Origin of the sequence: Bacillus sp. NPDC094077 (assembly GCF_050279465.1) — a bacterium.
Classification (GTDB): Bacteria; Bacillota; Bacilli; order Bacillales; family Bacillaceae_G; genus Bacillus_A.
Genome location: NZ_JBNNUF010000009.1, coordinates 41,744 through 58,883 on the forward strand (window position 1 = coordinate 41,744; position 17,140 = coordinate 58,883).

Sequence of the window (17,140 nt, forward strand, 5' to 3'; positions counted from 1 at the left end):
CCCTTTGATGTATTTCCAAGGAAATACTCGAATATTGCTTTTTACTTTTCTTATAATAATTGATCTATTCCAATAAGAATTAATAACACCCCTGCAATAATCGCCGCCCATTTCCCTAAATATTCCGCCAAAAACCTTTTCCCAACATACGCAAACCCACTAATGCAAATGAAACTAAATATCCCAGAAATAATTGCTGTAAGCCAAAGATTTAAATTTGTTACCCCTGCATCAAATCCACCTGCAATATTATTAATTGACAATGCAACGCCTAATACAAGTGCCTCTGAAAAACTAATTGTTTTAGAACCATCAAAATCCGCTTTTTCTGGATTACGTAAAATCCCCATAAGTACACCATCATCATTATTTTCTACTGTTTCTTTTTTACTGAAAAATGGCTGACATAAAATAAACACACCAATTATCCCCAGCACAGCTGCCCCGATAAGCTTTGCCGTAAAATCTGAAATAAATAATGAAATCCAATTCCCAAAAAATCCAGCTAATAAAGTAAATAAAAACCCAAAAAATGCAATGACAAAGTTATTAAACCATGAAATCTGGATTTTACGAATACCGTAAGCAATTCCTACACCCGCATTATCTAAATTAGAAGCAACTCCGATTAATAAAATTGACAATAAACCTGCTGTACTCATTGTACAGTCACCCCTTTTCTCACTTTTCCATGCATATTATGAAAATGTTGAGCAACTGTGCCTGTCCGTTTCATATACTTGTAATAAACACTCAACATTTTTTCAACAATAAAATTCGAAAAAGGAGTGCCTATACTATGTCTAATGAAAATCCAAATGATCGACTTGGTACATTAATAAAAAAATTATTAAAAGAACGCGCCTTATCTATGAGACAATTAGGAACACTTACAAATATTGATCCTGCAACAATTTCAAGAATTATTAATGGAAAACAACAACCGAAACAAAAGCATCTACAAAAATTTGCAGAATGCTTGCAAGTTCCAACGCAATTGTTATTTGATGAAATGTACCCTCATTCTCCACACATAAATAAAGAAAAAACAGATATGTACACATCTCTTGATACCATTCAACAAACGTTACAGTCCTCTAATTTATTCGATTTTGATTACACAACAACTCGCGTAAAGCAAGAGCTTGAAAATTACGAACGCTACGCAAAAACAACCGAAGGTGAAAAACGTATTCATGAAAGTTTCGCAAGTAAACTAGAACAAATTGATAGCGCTGGTCCTTTCATTGAGCAATTAACAGATATGTATCAACAGTTTTGCAAGGAAAACATCTCAGAGGAAGAACGGGCAATTCTCGGCGGTGCCCTACTATATTTCATTTTATCAACAGATATTATCCCCGATTATCTTTTTCCAATTGGCTACTTAGATGATGCGATTGCTGTTGAATTAGCTAAAGAAAAATTGGCTAAAGTCCAACGAAAAACATAGGAAAATATAAAGAACTATTTCAGATGTTGTGTACATTTACCTCTGGAATAGTTCAATCAAAAAATGTATGATTCTCTTACTTTTTCGTATGACACCATTCATATATAAAAGCGATAATTACTTTTGTAAACTCAACTAACTGCGAGACTTCTTGATTCATCGCTAATTCCCCTTTGCATACGTAGTATGTTTCCAGCTTTATTTTCACAAAAAAGAGACTGTTTACAATTTTACAGTCTCTAAATAAAGTACTCGTTTAAAATATGATTATAAACTTTCTAACTCTGTTGTATTCGTCTTCTCAATACGTTCTATTTTAATCTTCTTACTTCTTGTAGCACGATAAAACAGTAAACAAACTATCATAAATGGGATACCACAATATAATGCCATTCTTTGTTCTGGGATAAAAGCCATAGCAACTATTACTGTTACATTTAATATTAAAGCAAGCAGTGGTACAAATGGATACAATGGTGTTTTAAATTTCAAGTCCTTAACATCTCCACCTTGCTTAATGTATGACCTTCTAGCTAATAAGTTAGATAGAGCAATAGATGCCCATACTAATATCGCTCCGAATCCAGCAATAGAAAGAAGCCATAAATAAACTGTATCTTCCGCATAAATACCTGATAGTAATGAGAGACAACTTACAATTGTACTTACAATCAATGCATAAATAGGAACACCATTTTTAGATAACTTACTAAAAATCGGGCTAATCATTCCTTGATTAGACATAGACCATAGCATACGAGAAGTTGCATATAGCCCTGAATTTGCAACTGATAGTACCGCTGTAATAATAACAAAATTTATAATATCCGCCGCATAAGGAATACCAATTTTATCAAATACAACTACGAATGGACTTTCTATCACTCCCGCTTGCTGCCACGGAAATAATCCCGCAAGGATAAAAATAGATAGTACAAAGAAAACAAGTATGCGCCAAACTGTATTATTAATTGCCTTCGGGATAGTTTTCTCTGGATTTTCACTCTCTCCCGCTGCAATACCAACTAGCTCTGTTCCTTGGAAGGAGAAATTAACCGCAATCATCGTAACTAAAATAGCTGTTAATCCATTTGGAAACAATCCACCATAATCAGTAAAACTAGAAAGCATCGGTGCTGGTTCATTTCCTTTCATATCTAAAAAACCAAACATCGCTGCCCCACCTAAAATAATAAATGCAATAATTGTAATTACTTTAATGCTTGCAAACCAGAATTCCACTTCCGCAAAACTTCTTGAAGATAGCGCATTAATAGCAAAGAGCAGCACTGCAAACACTACACACCAAATCCATGAAGATACATCTGGAAACCAACGTTTCATTAAAATACTAACTGCAATTAATTCAATGGCTATCGTAGCAGACCAGTTTAACCAAGACATCCATCCCACTACAAAACCCGCAGCGGGAGAAATGTGTTTTGTAGCATACGTTTGATAAGATCCTGCATCGGGCATCGCAACTGCTAACTCCCCAAGACAAAGCATCGTTAAATACATAACAAATCCACCAACAAGATATGCTACAATTGCTCCTCCAGGCCCAGCTTCATGAATTGTATAACCGGATCCTAAAAATAGTCCGGTACCAATAACTCCTCCGAGTGCAATCATAAATATGTGCCGACTTTTTAATTCTTTTTTTAATCCTTGGTTTTGATCCATCATATACATCCCCCCCTTTTCATTTTTAAAATCCATTTAATGTAAGCGTTTTTAAAATTCTTCATAGTAAAAATAATCATTTAACATAGCAAAATACATATCACTTATATCAATCACTACCTGTTATTAAAAGATCATCCCTTACTGTTATTAATAATTTTTGATCAGTGATAGCTTGTCCTTCTACTACTTCTAATGATTCGATATAACCACTGATTCCTACCTTAATTTCTACTTTCTGTTTATCTATTGTTTCAATTAACGCTAATTTTTCCCACTCATATACGTAAGAACTTTCAGTAACAAATAATTTCTCTACCTTCCCGTAACAAGGACTATAAACGCCTTCTATAACCGTCTTCACTTAATAAATTCCTCCTCTTAATTAATTTGCACTGAAATGTCGCATACCCTATGAAAAGTTCTAATCCCCCCACTCCTTCAATTTAGAGATTTCAATTACTATTTATGCAAGATACATACCAACCTCAATATCTATGTAAAAATTAAGATTTCGCACAAAAAAATCTACATAACCGCAAAATTTTTCTATCGTTTGAAAAATTTCAAAAGAAAAATAGCAAAAAAATTTTGCGGTTTTATAAGAACTTTAATAAAATTATAAAAAGTCAGTCTTCATAGGGTGAAACGAGGAGAAGATGATACATGCATACAGAAGAAATTAACTTTAAACAAATTATTGAAATGAATATGCTATATGAAACTTTACTCAATGAACTCGATATCGGGATTCATATTATTAATGAGGAAAGTAAAACGATTATCTATAACCGCAAAATGATGGAAATTGAATCAATGGACCGCTTAGATGTACTATATAAAAGTCCTTTAGAGGTATTTGCATTTGAAGAAAATAAAAATAGTACTCTTATAGAAGCATTAAAATTTGGAAAAACAAAAAAAAATATAAAACAAACGTATTTTAACAATAAAGGGCAAGAAATTACGACGATTAACGATACTTTCCCTATAATAGAAAATGGAAAAATTAAAGGCGCTATTGAAATTTCAAAAGAGATTAACCACTTAAAACAAACAATGAAAACGAATCTTTCTCGAAAACAAAATACTAAGTTTACCTTTGATCACATAATCGGTGATTCTAGAGCTATTCAATCAGTCATTGCAGAAGCAAAGAAAGTAATACGTACATCCTCATCCATACTTATTGTTGGAGAAACAGGCACTGGTAAAGAGCTATTTGCACAAAGCATCCATAATGAGAGCCAACGTTCCACAAAGCCATTTATTTCGCAAAACTGTGCAGCTATACCTGATACTCTAATGGAAAGCTTATTATTTGGTACGAATCGAGGCGCATTTACAGGAGCTATAGATAAAGCTGGTTTATTTGAAGAAGCAAACGGCGGGACTCTGTTGTTAGATGAGATCAACTCATTAAGTCCAACACTTCAAGCTAAGTTATTGCGAGCTATACAAGAAAAAACAATACGGAGAATCGGAGGCACACAAGAAAAAGAAATTGATGTTCGTATTATAGCAACTATTAATGAAGACCCCCTTGAAGCTATCACAAACAATCGGTTAAGAGAGGACTTATATTACCGATTAAGCGTTGTTACTTTATGCCTTCCACCTTTACGTGAACGAAAAAAAGATATTTTAGCTCTTGTTCAACACTTTATCGAAAAGTATAACATTCAATTTGGGCTCTGTGTAACGGATGTAGATGTAAATGTAAGAGAATTCTTTTATTCATACGATTGGCCTGGAAACGTACGAGAATTGGAACATATCATTGAAGGTTCAATGAACTTGATAGAAGATGAAAATATCATTACAGCGTTTCATCTTCCCACTCGCTTTCGCGAACTAATAAAAAAAGAATTCAATATACAACCTTTCCTAACTAATCACAATAGTGATACACCTAAAACTTTAAAGCACACAATAGAAGAAATGGAAAAGAACTACATCAATCAAATTCTTAAAGAGAATAATGGTAATATCTCACAAGCAGCAAAATTTTTAGGGTTGAGTAGACAAAACTTACAATATCGAATTAAAAAACTGCACTTACACATATGAAATAAATCTTTCTCCAAGTATAAATAAACAATTGGTGAAATATGTTACAACAAACGTATAACATGCTAGAAAGGGATGATATATATGAGTAATGATAACAAGTTAAAACTATTGCAATACTTATACTTTTTCCCTGCCATGCTATGTATGATGTTATTCATTAATGCTGATACGAGCAGCTTTCCTTATGCAAAGCTTTTAGGCACAATTAGCGGCTCCTTTGCAGCTATTATGCTTGCTGCTTTTTGGAATTTGAAGCTACGTATGAAGAAAGTGAAATCTTCTTAATTCCAAAATGCTAAAAAAATCGAGCCTAATCAGCTCGATTTTTTACTTATTATTAAAACTCAACATTCTCCAAATACAATCCACTCGCCTCAGCAAGACAATTAATTTGATTGCGCTGCTTTTCCTCTAAAATGTGTGGAATTGCTTCAGCATCTAATTGTCCTAATCCAACTTCAATTAATGCTCCAACAATTTTTCGCACCATATTATGAAGGAAGCCGTTACCACTTACTCTAATTTGTACAAATCCTGCCTCTTCCATCACATCAAGTGTATATACTTCTCGAACCATAGACTTTTTCTTTGATTTCGCATTTGAAAAAGCAGTAAAATCATGTGAACCAACTAAATGTTTCGTAGCTTCTTTCATGCTTTTCACATTTAATTTTTTATTCACATGCATGCTGTATTTACGCATAAATGGATTTGTATGCTCTTCATTCCAAATTTTATAAAGATATGTTTTTGCTTTAGAATTGTAACGAGCATGGAAGCGATCATGTACTTCTTCTACATTCGTAATGCTAATATCATTGGGTAAATATTGATTTAAATATTTTTTCACTTTATGTTCCACTAACTTCTCATCACTTTGAAAGTTAGCAACTTGATTCAAAGCATGTACACCAGCGTCTGTTCTACTACAACCGATAATTTCAATTTCTTTTCCGACCATTTCAGATATGACACTTTCAATTTTTCCTTGAATCGTATTATCGTTATTTCCGAGACGTTGCCATCCTTTAAAACGTGCACCATCGTACTGAATCGTTAATTTATAATTGTTCATTTCATTCTCCTTCATAGAAAATATTCCCTCATATCGTGAGGGAATATGAATAAACTTTACTTTCTAACAAGCTTCACTACATTCTCCACATGAGCTGTATGCGGGAACATATCAACAGGTTGTACATATTCCACTTCATAACTCTTCATTAATGCCTTCACATCACGTGCTAACGATGAAGGATTACACGATACGTACACAACTCGTTTCGGCTGCACTTTTAAAATTGTTTCCAATAATTTATCATCGCAACCTGTACGTGGTGGATCGACAACAATTACATCTGGACGCCATCCTTCTTTTACCCATTTTGGTAACCATTGTTCAGCTTTACCTGCTTCATATTTCGTATTTGTAAATCCATGGCGCTTCGCATTTTTTCTTGCGTCTGCAATCGCTTCTGGAATTACATCCATACCACGTACTTCAGCTGCCTCATTCGCAAGCCAAAGACCGATTGTACCAACACCGCAATAAGCATCTACAATTTTCTCATTTCCTGTTAAAGCAGCTGCTTTTTTCGCTTCATCATATAACACAACCGTTTGCTCTGGATTTAGCTGGAAGAATGCACGTGCTGATAATTCAAATGATAAATCACCAAGTGTTTCTTGAATTACTTCTTTTCCAGCTAATTTAAATGTTTTATCGCCAAAAATAACAGATGTTTTACGCCAGTTTACGTTTTGCATAATTGATTTAACAGCTGGCATCTGTTTTTGTACTTCTGCAATAAATTGTTCTTTATTTGGCAATTCTTCTTTTGTTGTAATAAGTGTGACTTGTACTTCCCCTGTTTGAACTGCAGTACGTGTTACAATTGTGCGTACTAAGCCTTTTTGTTTTTTCTCATTGTAAATAGAAACATTTAATTTTTCTAATATACGTCTTACAACTTTTGTCGCTTCATTTGTTGCTTTATGTTGAATCATACAATGAGCGATATCAATTAACTGATGTGAGTTTTGTTTATATAGCCCTGTAATAACCTTCTCGTCTTTACGCCCCACTTGTAATTGACTCTTATTACGATAATGCCATGGATTTTCCATACCAAGCGTCGGACGAATTTTCTCTTCTAAACTGTTATTCATGTACTTCTCAAATGCTTGTACAACGATATCACGTTTTTGATTTAATTGTTCTTTATAATCTAAATGTTGCAGCTGACAGCCTCCGCACTCCTCATATACTGGACATGGTGCTTTCACACGATGTGGTGAAGCTTTACGAACTTTTTTCACTTTCGCTTCAGCGAAGCCACGCTGAATTTTCGTTGTTTCAGCAACAACTTCTTCTCCTGGTAATGCCCCTGGAATGAAAACAACTTGTCTCTTAAAATAACCGACACCTTCTCCGTTAATCCCAAGACGTTTAATCGTCACAGGAAACGTTTGACCAACTTCCAACTTACTCTCTTGTTGCTTTTGCATCATTATTACACCTCTACTCTATACTTTTCCATAAATATAACGCTGCATAACTGCAGTATGGTTCACACTCTTGTTTCACGTTTTCTAAAAATACATCATCAGGTTTATCATCTAATTGAAATACACCTTGCACTGCGCGCTGAATTCCGATGTCTGCTTTTGGAAACATATTTTTTCGTCCAAGTCCAAACATTAAAAAGTTTTGCACTGTCCATGCACCAATTCCCCTAATTGGTAACAATTGTGCCGAAACCTCTTCTTCCGCCGCAGTTTCTATACTCGCTAAATCTAATGTTCCGTCAACAATACTTTTGGCTAATCCTACTATATATTCAGCCTTCCGCTGGCTAAACTTCTGCTCTCTCAATTCTTCTATTGAAATATTTGCTACGATTTCCGGAGTGGGAAAAAAGAATACACCGTTCTTCTCTGTTCCATATCGTTTTACAAATTGTTCTGTTAACACAGTAGCAAATTTCAAATTTATTTGTTGATGAATGATACAGCGAAGTAAGCACGCGAAATAGTCGAATTCTAAAATAATTGGAGTATAAGCATACATTTCGAATAGTGGACGTAATGATGTGTTTAAAAAATGATTTTGTATATCTTGAAACGGATCATTCCAATGAAAAATGGCCCTCATTCGTTTCATTACCTTCTCTGGCTCTCCTGTCTGACTAGAAATCCAAAACTGTGGATTTTGAACAGTACCAATCCCTTGCAAGCGAACAACAATCTGTTCCTCGTCTATAAAAAGCGGGACATAAATAATTTTCTCATCTAATTGAATAGCGTTTAGAGGATCAAAAGATAAACGCTTTAATACCTCTTCAAAATGATACGGATACTCTAACGTAACATGTTCGCTCCACATACGTTTCCCCATCCTTTTTACACATCATTATAGCATGAGAAAACCGTAAGCATACATGCTTACGGTTGATTGCTTTTTACTAAGTCATCTAGACTTTTAAAATGATACCCTTTCTCGCGCAAATCATCAATGATTTTCGCAAGTGCTTCTGCATTATCTTTTGATATCGCATGGAGTAATAAAACAGATCCTGGATGAATCATCGTCATTACATTATTATGCGCATATTGCCATCCTCTTTGCTGATCTACTTTCCAATCAAGAAATGCAAGCGACCAAAATACGTTATAGTAGCCCATTTCTTTCGTAATAGCTAATGTTCTTTCACTAAATACGCCGCGCGGGGGACGTACATATTTTACTTCTTTTTGCCCGGTTACTTTTTTTATTTCCTCTGTTACACTCGTTAATTCTTCACGAAGTTTTGCATCGTTTACCGCTGTGAAATCTGGATGACTCCAAGAATGATTTCCAATAATATGCCCTTCATTTTTCATTCTTAATAATAAATCTTTTTGCGTTTTTATATAATGTCCAGTTACAAAGAAAGTGGCTGGCACCTTCTTCTCTTTTAATACATCTAAAATCTGTCCTGTGTAGCCATTTTCATATCCATTATCAAACGTTAAATAAATATCCTTTTTCTCTGTATCCCCTAAATAAAATCCACCATTTTTTTGTAATAGTTCTGTATACAATTTCCCTGCGTCTGGCGCCACTTCATTTTTAGGTCGTGGAATTCCCCAGTTATGTGGTGTATTCGTATAAGCAAATGCTGAAACCGGAACAAGTGCCATCATAAGTGAAAAAATGAGACCTATATATAACCATTTATATTTCATAAATAGTCTCCTTTCCATATATAATCGTACCTGTAGTTTCTGTTTCCTTGCTTTCTTTCATGCTGAGCATGTTTTTCTATATATACCAAAAAATGCATCTCGAATGATTCGAGATGCATTTTTGTTTACTTAAATACAGGCTCTTTAAAGCTCGCTAATTTTTCAAGTGATGTTTTATCAACATCAGCGTGTAAGCTATTACCATGAGAGTCCATCGTTACAACTGCTTTAAACCCATCGATACGTAAGTGCCACATTGCCTCTGGAATACCGAATTGTAAGAAATCAACATCTTTCACTTCTTTAATACATTCCGCATAATACTGTGCTGCGCCACCAATTGCATTTAAATATACACCACCGTGTTCTTCTAAAGCAGCTAATGTTTTCGCACCCATACCACCTTTACCAATTACAGCACGAATACCGAATTTCTTCATAATATCGCCTTGGTACGGTTCTTCACGAATACTTGTCGTTGGACCTGCCGCTTTAATTTGCCAATTGTCATTTTCATCTTTCACTACAACTGGACCACAGTGATAAATAATTTGTCCATTTAAGTCTACTGGACAATCGTTATCCATTAAATGCTTATGGATTGCATCACGCCCGGTATACATCATGCCATTAATTGTTACAACATCACCAACGCGAAGTTCACGAATTTGCTCTTCTGTAATTGGTGCTTGCAATACAATTTCACGTTGCTCTGTTTTTTCTTGTACTTCTTGCTGAAGTGTATCTTCACCTTCTTGATATAACCAATCCATAATTTCACCTGTTTCAGGATGGATTTTCACACCAAGGCGACGATATGCCCAGCAATTATATGCAACAGATACATAGAAGCTAGCTGGCAGACGGTTATATACGCCAATTTTACAACCAAGTAAAGTTGTTTCTCCGCCGAATCCCATCGTACCAATGCCCAGCTTATTCGCATTTTCTAATACGTACTCTTCAAGTTTTTGTAGCTCTGGTACTGGATTGACATCATCTAATGTACGGAATAATTGATTTTTTGCTAATTCGTAACCTGATGTGCGGTCTCCCCCGATACCAACACCAATTACACCTGCACTACAACCTTGGCCTTGTGCTTGATATACCGCATGAAGAAGGCATTTACGAATTCCTTCTAAATCACGACCTGCGCGTCCAAGTCCTTCTAATTCACACGGTAAGCTATACTGAATATTTTTATTCTCACAGCCGCCGCCCTTTAGAATCAAACGTGCATCAATATAATCTTTTTCCCATTGCTCAAACTTAATAACTGGTGTACCTGGTCCTAAATTGTTACCACTATTGTCTCCAAAAAGAGAGTCAACAGAGTTCGGACGAAGTTTACCATCTTTTGTCGCCCGCTCAAGCGCACTATAGATAGCTTCCTTCATTTTTAGTTGATTCACACCAACTGGTGTATAAATTTTAAACGTTGGCATCCCTGTATCTTGGCAAATCGGTGAGATATTATCATCTGCCATTTTAATATTATTCGTAATTGTGCCAAGTGCCATCGCAGAACGAGTCCCTGCATTTTCTCGCTCTTTCGCTTGTTGAATCGCACGACGAACATCTTTCGGTAAGTTCGTTGACGTTTCAACAACTAGTTGATACATGCTTTCTTGAAGCTTTTCCATTGTTACTTCCCCCTCAATTGTGAACGCTACCAAAACGTTATGAGATGAAAATTTCATTATTATGCTCTTCAACTTTTTATTTATTTTATGCCATTAAAGGTTAAATGAAATTTTTCACAACTTGATTATACCTTTTTTTCTATATTCCTTCTATTATCCGCACAGAAAAAGGCTACCAATTTTGTATTGGCAGCCTTTTTAATATATTATTCGTCTTTTTTAAATTGCTCACATTTTAATTCTAATTCATCTAACATTGCAAGAAGACGATCCACATCTTCTAACTCTACTTCTTCAGGTTCAATTGTATCAATTACTTCAATGAACATATTTAAACGCTCTTTTAAATATACTAATTGTGTATCTTTATCTTGAATTGCTTTTCCCATGAAGGCACTCTCCTTTTAATTCGAGTTGCTTTTATTATACCGCAAAAATGATTGCTATGGGCATGAAATTTCATCAATTTTGTCACGGTCATCCGCTATAATGTAAGCCCTCTCTCTTTTTCCGCTAAAAAGTTTCACTTTATAAAAAGTACATATTCTTCTATTATAGAGAATGGACAAATTGTTATTTCAATAGTCAAAGGAGTATTTCATATGACGATATCACAAAAAATGAAGCCGATTACTCCTTCTTACGATCCATGGGAAGCGTATATGGACCTTGAAGAGTACGGCAAACTACTATTAACAAACGTTGAGTTTACAACGACGACGTTATGCAATATGCGTTGCGAGCATTGTGCTGTTGGTTACACATTACAGCCGAAAGATCCAAATCCGCTTCCGATGGAGCTTTTATTAAAACGATTAGATGAGATTCCTCATTTACGGTCTTTAAGTATTACTGGCGGAGAACCTATGCTTTCAAAAAAATCCGTCGACAACTATGTAACACCACTCTTAAAATATGCCCATGAACGAGGCGTTCGCACTCAAATCAACTCAAACTTAACTATAGATTTAGCACGTTACGAACAAATTATTCCCTACTTAGATGTATTGCATATTTCTCATAACTGGGGAACAATTGATGACTTCGTTGAAGGCGGATTTGCAATGATGGAGCGTAAACCTACTTATGAACAACGTGCAAAATTATTCGAAAGAATGATTACAAATAGTAAAGCTCTATCAGATGCAGGTGTACTCGTATCAGCCGAAACGATGTTAAACAAAAGAACTCTACCACATATTGAACATATTCATCGTCAGATTGTCGAAGAGATGGGCTGTAAACGTCACGAAGTTCACCCGATGTATCCAAGTGACTTCGCGAGCAATCTAGAAATTTTAACAAAAGCTGAAATTCGAGATGCAATTGAGCATTTATTAAATATTCGTGATGAAAATGTCTGGATGTTATTCGGAACATTACCTTTCTACGCTTGCAGCGATGACGAGCGAGACATCGCTACATTTAAAAAATTACAAGAAAGCAAGAATGTAACAGTTCGTAATGATCCAGATGGCCGTTCTCGTTTAAATGTAAACATTTTCGATGGAAATATTATTGTGACAGACTTTGGTGATGTTCCACTTCTAGGAAACATACAAACAAATACATTACAAGAAGCATATGAAAAATGGAGTGCTTCAAAAACAGCAAAATCATTAAGCTGTCACTGTCCTGCAGTAAAATGTCTTGGGCCGAATGTTCTTGTAAAAAACAGCTACTATCCAACAGAAGATTTCTTATCAAAAACAGCAAACATTACATTATAAAAAAACGTCAGCTTATAAGCTGACGTTTTTCACGTTATTGCGAGTGGGAAGAAGAAATAAATTTAAAATATAAATGATCATGAATTGGAATAGCCGCTCCAATTCCTTGTGAGGTAATGTTTTTCACAACAAGTCTTTTTTGATTTCCCTTTAACACAAGGTATACTTCTCCAAATGTTACTTTCCCTTTTTCATTTACTGCTGGCGTATAAGCGTATAAATATCCGAGTTGACTTGGACTAATATTATACACACGCTCATGTCCAGTACCATAACCAATGGTCGTTTTAAATGAAAGTGGCAATTGTACTTTTTCCAGCGATTTTAAAAGCATCATTTTTTTCACATCTGTAGCATCTTTCATATCCGCTGTTAAATCGCCTTCAATTGTTTTTTGCGTTTCTTGCTTATAGCGAAGTGGATATAAGCGATCTCCTCCGCGATTATCGTACACATTGCGATTCACTTGCTTATATTCCCAATTAATCGATGTGTCTATGGATTCATAATTTAATGCCCATTGACCTAAATAAATTTTCGCTCGGTACCCTACCGCAAGCGGTGCGTTCGAAATTGTCGTTTCATTAAACATCCGAATTAAGTCCGGATTTTCAATTTTAATATTCGCTGTTTTTAATAATTCTTGAGCAAATTTACTTGGCTGTAAACGTGGCAAATCTTGCGCATCATTTGGAAATGTATTGTCTTTTGAAATATTTAAAACAGATGAAGGCATTTTTACTTCTACTGTCGTCTTTGCAAAACTACTGTTAGGAAATAATAAAATAAACGAGACCATAGTTAAAAGACATATGCTGTACACTCGTTTCACCTGTCTGGCTCCTTCCTATGTAAAGGTATATAAATGACTGTATTTATCCCGCTATTTGCTGGCAATAAGACTTCCGCCTTAATATTCCGATTACGCAAAGAAATTAGTTTGGAAATCAACTGCCCGTAAAAACCCGATTGGTGAGGGCTAATAATCAGTGGGGGATGGTCCCCCACTAATTAAAGTTTCACTTTATTGTTTTCCCTCTGAAGCATTGTTATCCCTATTTTTCATAATAAATAAAAACCAATTCCCATAATGACATACGCTGCTAATAAAGTGCCACCTTCAAACCAGTTTGTATCTCCATCATTTGAAATCGCAATCGTTAAGAAAACGGCTGTAATCATGGAAACAAGTTCTGGTATTGTAAACACTAAAGGCATCCTTTGTGCAAAGAACATGGAAAGCAGTACTAATACAGGAGCAACAAACATGGCAATTTGTAATGTAGAACCTACTGCAATTTCAACTGCAATATTTACTTTATTTTTATAAGCCATAATAATTGCAGATGCATGTTCCGCTGCATTCCCAACAATCGCAACGATAATAACCCCTATAAATAACTCTGACCAACCAAATGATTTTGCGACCGTTTCAAAAGTATGTACAAGAGCCTCTGATACATAAGCTACCGCAAGTGTTGCTATCGCTAAAATGAGTAGCGCTTTACCTTTCGACCACTCAGGCTCTTCCTCATGAGCTACTTCATCACTTTTATGTTGATATACACCACGATGCGTAACTAACTTAAATAGCAACGCAGCAAGGTACATAATAATCATAATAATAGAAACACCAATACTTAATTGATATGTCTTTCCAACATCCATCTTCATTGAAAAAATCTCTGGAATAACAAAGGCTACTACTACAGCAAATATTAATAAAGCTGAATTATGCCTTGCATCATACACATTAAAACTTTGTCTTTTGTATTTAAGCCCTCCTATAAAGAAGGATAGCCCTCCTACTAGTAATAAATTTCCAAGTACAGAACCCGTTAAAGAGGCTAATACCACTTCAATTAACCCTGCCTGAAGTGCAAAAATTGAAATGATCAGTTCAACGGCATTACCAAAAGTAGCATTTAATAATCCGCCTATTCTCGGACCAGAAACAATTGCCAAACTTTCTGTTGCTCTCCCCATAAAACCCGCTAATGCGATAATCGTAATACAATATACAGCGAACATAATCGTTTGGGGCCAATGCAATGTTTTTCCGAGTACAGAAAGTGGTACCCCTATAAGCGCTACTATAAGAAATATTTTATTAAACATGCTTTCCATCCTTCCATCGTATGTATTTCTCCTCATCCTTATTATTATTATTCTTCTCCTAACTTGTCCGATTTCATCACAATTACGTTTAAAAAATCGAATTGAAGAAAACAGTATGAAAGATATTTAAATCATCTTGTTTGAGCAGAGGGAATTATAAATTATGAAAAGAGGTTAAAAGTATGCACTTAAAAGAAAAAATTGCAACGATTATTCAAGGACAAAGAACTGGCGTGTTATCAACTGTACGTAACGAGAAACCGCATAGTGCCTTTATGATGTTTTTCCACGAAGATTTTGTACTATATGTTGCAACAGATCGAAAATCCAAAAAGATAACAGATATTGAAAACAATCCAAATGTACATGTACTACTCGGACGAGAAGGAAAAAAATTAGATGAAGATTATATAGAAGTTGAAGGCTTAGCTTCAATTGAAGAAGACTCAACATTAAAAAACAAGTTTTGGAATAATAGCTTAAAACGCTGGTTACTTGGTGCCGAAGACCCTAATTACGTACTGATAAAAATCAATCCAGACACAATTTATTACATCGATAGTGCTGGTGCGACTGATCCCGAGTTTTTACGACTGTAAAATAAAGTGAAACTTTAATCAGTGGGGGACCATCCCCCACTGATTATTAGCCCTCACCAGTCAGGCTTTTACGGGCAGTTGATCCCCCACCTAACTTCTTTGCTTTCGCTGAACTTTGAGGTAGGGATCTTACTGCCCACAAATAGTGGGCTTGTTTTGTCGAAAAGTTCTTCTGAAAAAAACAATAAAATAGGTGGAACTTTCTAAAGATTCTGTTATATAATAGAATTAACTTAAATAAACTGTATTAAAACAGATTGAGAGGAGAAGTTAAATTGATGAAGAGAGAAGAACGTAAAAACATGATTGAGTTTATTGAAAAGAAAAAAGGGATTGAGCGTGACGAATTATTGTTTATGACAGATGATGAAGTAGAACATATTTATAATGTAACGTACTTTTTATACGAGGAAATTGCAGAGTAGTATAATAATCCCCACCTTATTAAAAATATAAGGTGGGGATTATTTTGTTTTTTATACATGAGAATCGTTTTCATGTATAATAATATAAGAATGGAGGAATTTTACTATGAGTTCGTGGCTCTTATTCGCACTATTATCAGCAATTGCTGCTGCCCTTGTATCTATTTTCGGAAAGATTGGTTTAGACGGAATCGATGCCAACGTTGCAACAACAATTCGATCTATTATTATGGCATTATTTATGGTAGGCGTTATTATTATACAAGGTAAATTTCAAAATATCGGTGATGTCCTCCTAAATAAAAAAGCACTGCTATTTATCACATTAAGTGGGATTGCAGGTGCTTCGTCATGGCTATTTTATTTTCTTGCCCTAAAAACAGGAAAAGTTTCACAAGTGGCTCCTGTCGATAAATTAAGCGTCGTATTTTCTATCATTCTCGCTATGATTATACTCGGTGAGAAGTTAAACTTTATGACTGGCGTTGGTGTAGTCTTTATTACAGCTGGTGTATTATTTATTGCTTTCAGCTAAAAAAACCGCTATTATTAGCGGTTTTTTCTTTTCCTTATGTAACCCCACACAATCAATGTTACAATTGCTGAAATGGATAAAATCCATATTCCATAATGATGTAAACTATACTCAACAAAGCGCCACTTCTCTCCTAACTTCCAGCCAAGTCCAATAAAAACACTTATCCAAATGAGCGCACCACCGTAAGCATACAAACAAAAACGCCACCATGTTAAATTCGAAACCCCCGCAAAATATGCTGTTAAGTGACGTACTCCTGGTATAAAGTAACCAATTATTAAGAGAAACGGACCGTATTTTTCAAATAAAATATGTGTTTTTTCAATATGATGTTCTTTAATTCTAATTTTTGGCCCATATTTTTTTAAAACAGGGAGTCCGAGTTTTAAACCTAATATGTAACTTAACGTAATACCAATCATTGCACCTGCCATCCCACTTGAAAAAGCAGCTACTCCTGACATAACTCCTTTGGAAATATTATAACCAATAAAAGTCAGTAAAAACTCATCTGGTATCGGTAATCCGACGATTCCACCAGCTAAAGCTATAATAATTCCAAAATACCCATAATGTGAGATTAACTCGCCAATATGTTGTTCCATTCGGAAGACACATCCTATGCACGATCGTTATTCCATATTG

The 17,140-nt window shown here is 35.1% G+C and carries 19 protein-coding genes; 7 read left to right on the forward strand and 12 right to left on the reverse strand.

The features are described from left to right. Positions 1 to 50: 50 nt before the first annotated feature. Positions 51 to 662 carry a sporulation membrane protein YtaF gene (gene ytaF / locus ACQKNR_RS20150; protein ID WP_427319982.1) on the reverse strand — a complete coding sequence of 204 codons (612 nt, stop codon included), beginning with the start codon at positions 660 to 662 and terminating at the stop codon, positions 51 to 53. A gap of 137 nt (positions 663 to 799) precedes the next feature. Between ytaF and ACQKNR_RS20155 the strand changes: the two genes are divergently transcribed. Beyond that, positions 800 to 1,453: a helix-turn-helix domain-containing protein gene (locus tag ACQKNR_RS20155; RefSeq protein ID WP_427319984.1), complete on the forward strand. Its 654-nt coding sequence runs from the start codon at positions 800 to 802 to the stop codon at positions 1,451 to 1,453. A gap of 267 nt (positions 1,454 to 1,720) precedes the next feature. Here ACQKNR_RS20155 and ACQKNR_RS20160 read toward each other — a convergent pair whose 3' ends face one another. Then, a complete protein-coding gene (locus ACQKNR_RS20160; RefSeq protein WP_427319986.1) occupies positions 1,721 to 3,142 on the reverse strand; it encodes an amino acid permease in 1,422 nt (473 codons plus the stop codon). A gap of 106 nt (positions 3,143 to 3,248) precedes the next feature. Beyond that, on the reverse strand, positions 3,249 to 3,503 hold the full coding sequence (locus ACQKNR_RS20165) for a biotin/lipoyl-containing protein (protein ID WP_427319988.1): 255 nt from the start codon (positions 3,501 to 3,503) through the stop codon (positions 3,249 to 3,251). A 302-nt stretch (positions 3,504 to 3,805) separates the two neighbouring features. On the opposite strand from ACQKNR_RS20165, the gene ACQKNR_RS20170 reads away from it, so the two are divergent. Together ACQKNR_RS20170 and ACQKNR_RS20175 are read left to right on the forward strand one after the other, a co-directional pair. Further along, complete coding sequence (locus ACQKNR_RS20170) at positions 3,806 to 5,209, forward strand: sigma-54 interaction domain-containing protein (protein WP_427319990.1); 1,404 nt, start codon at positions 3,806 to 3,808, stop codon at positions 5,207 to 5,209. Positions 5,210 to 5,293: 84 nt separating this feature from the next. Beyond that, positions 5,294 to 5,497: a hypothetical protein gene (locus ACQKNR_RS20175; protein WP_427319992.1), complete on the forward strand. Its 204-nt coding sequence runs from the start codon at positions 5,294 to 5,296 to the stop codon at positions 5,495 to 5,497. A gap of 52 nt (positions 5,498 to 5,549) precedes the next feature. Here ACQKNR_RS20175 and truA read toward each other — a convergent pair whose 3' ends face one another. From truA to ACQKNR_RS20205, 6 genes are all read right to left on the reverse strand, one after another. After that, positions 5,550 to 6,287: a tRNA pseudouridine(38-40) synthase TruA gene (gene truA, locus ACQKNR_RS20180; RefSeq protein WP_427319994.1), complete on the reverse strand. Its 738-nt coding sequence runs from the start codon at positions 6,285 to 6,287 to the stop codon at positions 5,550 to 5,552. 56 nt (positions 6,288 to 6,343) lie between these two features. Beyond that, the gene (gene rlmD, locus ACQKNR_RS20185; protein WP_427319996.1) at positions 6,344 to 7,723 is read right to left on the reverse strand and encodes a 23S rRNA (uracil(1939)-C(5))-methyltransferase RlmD; all 1,380 of its coding nucleotides are present in this window, start codon (positions 7,721 to 7,723) and stop codon (positions 6,344 to 6,346) included. A gap of 10 nt (positions 7,724 to 7,733) precedes the next feature. After that, positions 7,734 to 8,597 carry a DNA-3-methyladenine glycosylase family protein gene (locus ACQKNR_RS20190; RefSeq protein ID WP_427319998.1) on the reverse strand — a complete coding sequence of 288 codons (864 nt, stop codon included), beginning with the start codon at positions 8,595 to 8,597 and terminating at the stop codon, positions 7,734 to 7,736. Positions 8,598 to 8,656: 59 nt separating this feature from the next. Continuing rightward, positions 8,657 to 9,439, reverse strand: a complete 783-nt coding sequence (gene pdaA, locus ACQKNR_RS20195) for a delta-lactam-biosynthetic de-N-acetylase (RefSeq protein ID WP_427320000.1) — start codon at positions 9,437 to 9,439, stop codon at positions 8,657 to 8,659. A gap of 125 nt (positions 9,440 to 9,564) precedes the next feature. Next, positions 9,565 to 11,085: a class I fumarate hydratase gene (gene fumA, locus ACQKNR_RS20200; protein ID WP_427320002.1), complete on the reverse strand. Its 1,521-nt coding sequence runs from the start codon at positions 11,083 to 11,085 to the stop codon at positions 9,565 to 9,567. Between the two features lie 206 nt (positions 11,086 to 11,291). Continuing rightward, positions 11,292 to 11,474 (reverse strand): SE1561 family protein, encoded by a 183-nt coding sequence (locus ACQKNR_RS20205; RefSeq protein WP_000513558.1) that lies wholly within the window; start codon positions 11,472 to 11,474, stop codon positions 11,292 to 11,294. Between the two features lie 213 nt (positions 11,475 to 11,687). Here ACQKNR_RS20205 and yfkAB point away from each other — a divergent pair, with 213 nt between their 5' ends. Continuing rightward, positions 11,688 to 12,815 (forward strand): radical SAM/CxCxxxxC motif protein YfkAB, encoded by a 1,128-nt coding sequence (yfkAB, locus tag ACQKNR_RS20210; RefSeq protein ID WP_427320004.1) that lies wholly within the window; start codon positions 11,688 to 11,690, stop codon positions 12,813 to 12,815. A gap of 34 nt (positions 12,816 to 12,849) precedes the next feature. Here the strand turns inward: yfkAB and ACQKNR_RS20215 are convergent, their stop codons facing one another. Both ACQKNR_RS20215 and cax read right to left on the reverse strand, forming a co-directional pair. Continuing rightward, entirely contained in the window at positions 12,850 to 13,647 is a 798-nt protein-coding gene (locus ACQKNR_RS20215; RefSeq protein ID WP_427320006.1) for a YfkD family protein, read from the reverse strand. Positions 13,648 to 13,877: 230 nt separating this feature from the next. Further along, on the reverse strand, positions 13,878 to 14,933 hold the full coding sequence (gene cax / locus ACQKNR_RS20220) for a calcium/proton exchanger (protein ID WP_427320007.1): 1,056 nt from the start codon (positions 14,931 to 14,933) through the stop codon (positions 13,878 to 13,880). Between the two features lie 182 nt (positions 14,934 to 15,115). On the opposite strand from cax, the gene ACQKNR_RS20225 reads away from it, so the two are divergent. The 3 genes from ACQKNR_RS20225 to ACQKNR_RS20235 all read left to right on the forward strand — a co-directional run bounded on the left by ACQKNR_RS20225 (position 15,116) and on the right by ACQKNR_RS20235 (position 16,492). Further along, positions 15,116 to 15,532 (forward strand): pyridoxamine 5'-phosphate oxidase family protein, encoded by a 417-nt coding sequence (locus ACQKNR_RS20225; RefSeq protein WP_427320009.1) that lies wholly within the window; start codon positions 15,116 to 15,118, stop codon positions 15,530 to 15,532. Positions 15,533 to 15,810: 278 nt separating this feature from the next. After that, complete coding sequence (locus ACQKNR_RS20230; protein WP_000817786.1) at positions 15,811 to 15,957, forward strand: BH0509 family protein; 147 nt, start codon at positions 15,811 to 15,813, stop codon at positions 15,955 to 15,957. A gap of 106 nt (positions 15,958 to 16,063) precedes the next feature. Then, positions 16,064 to 16,492: an EamA family transporter gene (locus tag ACQKNR_RS20235; protein ID WP_193414405.1), complete on the forward strand. Its 429-nt coding sequence runs from the start codon at positions 16,064 to 16,066 to the stop codon at positions 16,490 to 16,492. 14 nt (positions 16,493 to 16,506) lie between these two features. On the opposite strand, the gene ACQKNR_RS20240 is transcribed toward ACQKNR_RS20235, so the two are convergent. Next, entirely contained in the window at positions 16,507 to 17,100 is a 594-nt protein-coding gene (locus ACQKNR_RS20240) for a DedA family protein (RefSeq protein ID WP_427320011.1), read from the reverse strand. Positions 17,101 to 17,140: the final 40 nt, after the last annotated feature.

What these genes read in the sequence shown, in the direction of transcription:
- rlmD (WP_427319996.1), bottom strand. Translation starts at nt 7,723, where the DNA reads ATGATGCAAAAGCAACAAGAGAGTAAGTTGGAAGTTGGTCAAACGTTT.
- fumA (WP_427320002.1), bottom strand. Translation starts at nt 11,085, where the DNA reads ATGGAAAAGCTTCAAGAAAGCATGTATCAACTAGTTGTTGAAACGTCA.
- ACQKNR_RS20235 (WP_193414405.1), top strand. Translation starts at nt 16,064, where the DNA reads ATGAGTTCGTGGCTCTTATTCGCACTATTATCAGCAATTGCTGCTGCC.
- ACQKNR_RS20205 (WP_000513558.1), bottom strand. Translation starts at nt 11,474, where the DNA reads ATGGGAAAAGCAATTCAAGATAAAGATACACAATTAGTATATTTAAAA.
- ACQKNR_RS20190 (WP_427319998.1), bottom strand. Translation starts at nt 8,597, where the DNA reads ATGTGGAGCGAACATGTTACGTTAGAGTATCCGTATCATTTTGAAGAG.
- ACQKNR_RS20175 (WP_427319992.1), top strand. Translation starts at nt 5,294, where the DNA reads ATGAGTAATGATAACAAGTTAAAACTATTGCAATACTTATACTTTTTC.
- ACQKNR_RS20160 (WP_427319986.1), bottom strand. Translation starts at nt 3,142, where the DNA reads ATGATGGATCAAAACCAAGGATTAAAAAAAGAATTAAAAAGTCGGCAC.
- pdaA (WP_427320000.1), bottom strand. Translation starts at nt 9,439, where the DNA reads ATGAAATATAAATGGTTATATATAGGTCTCATTTTTTCACTTATGATG.
- yfkAB (WP_427320004.1), top strand. Translation starts at nt 11,688, where the DNA reads ATGACGATATCACAAAAAATGAAGCCGATTACTCCTTCTTACGATCCA.
- ACQKNR_RS20230 (WP_000817786.1), top strand. Translation starts at nt 15,811, where the DNA reads ATGAAGAGAGAAGAACGTAAAAACATGATTGAGTTTATTGAAAAGAAA.
- ACQKNR_RS20155 (WP_427319984.1), top strand. Translation starts at nt 800, where the DNA reads ATGTCTAATGAAAATCCAAATGATCGACTTGGTACATTAATAAAAAAA.
- ACQKNR_RS20225 (WP_427320009.1), top strand. Translation starts at nt 15,116, where the DNA reads ATGCACTTAAAAGAAAAAATTGCAACGATTATTCAAGGACAAAGAACT.
- cax (WP_427320007.1), bottom strand. Translation starts at nt 14,933, where the DNA reads ATGTTTAATAAAATATTTCTTATAGTAGCGCTTATAGGGGTACCACTT.
- ytaF (WP_427319982.1), bottom strand. Translation starts at nt 662, where the DNA reads ATGAGTACAGCAGGTTTATTGTCAATTTTATTAATCGGAGTTGCTTCT.
- truA (WP_427319994.1), bottom strand. Translation starts at nt 6,287, where the DNA reads ATGAACAATTATAAATTAACGATTCAGTACGATGGTGCACGTTTTAAA.
- ACQKNR_RS20170 (WP_427319990.1), top strand. Translation starts at nt 3,806, where the DNA reads ATGCATACAGAAGAAATTAACTTTAAACAAATTATTGAAATGAATATG.
- ACQKNR_RS20240 (WP_427320011.1), bottom strand. Translation starts at nt 17,100, where the DNA reads ATGGAACAACATATTGGCGAGTTAATCTCACATTATGGGTATTTTGGA.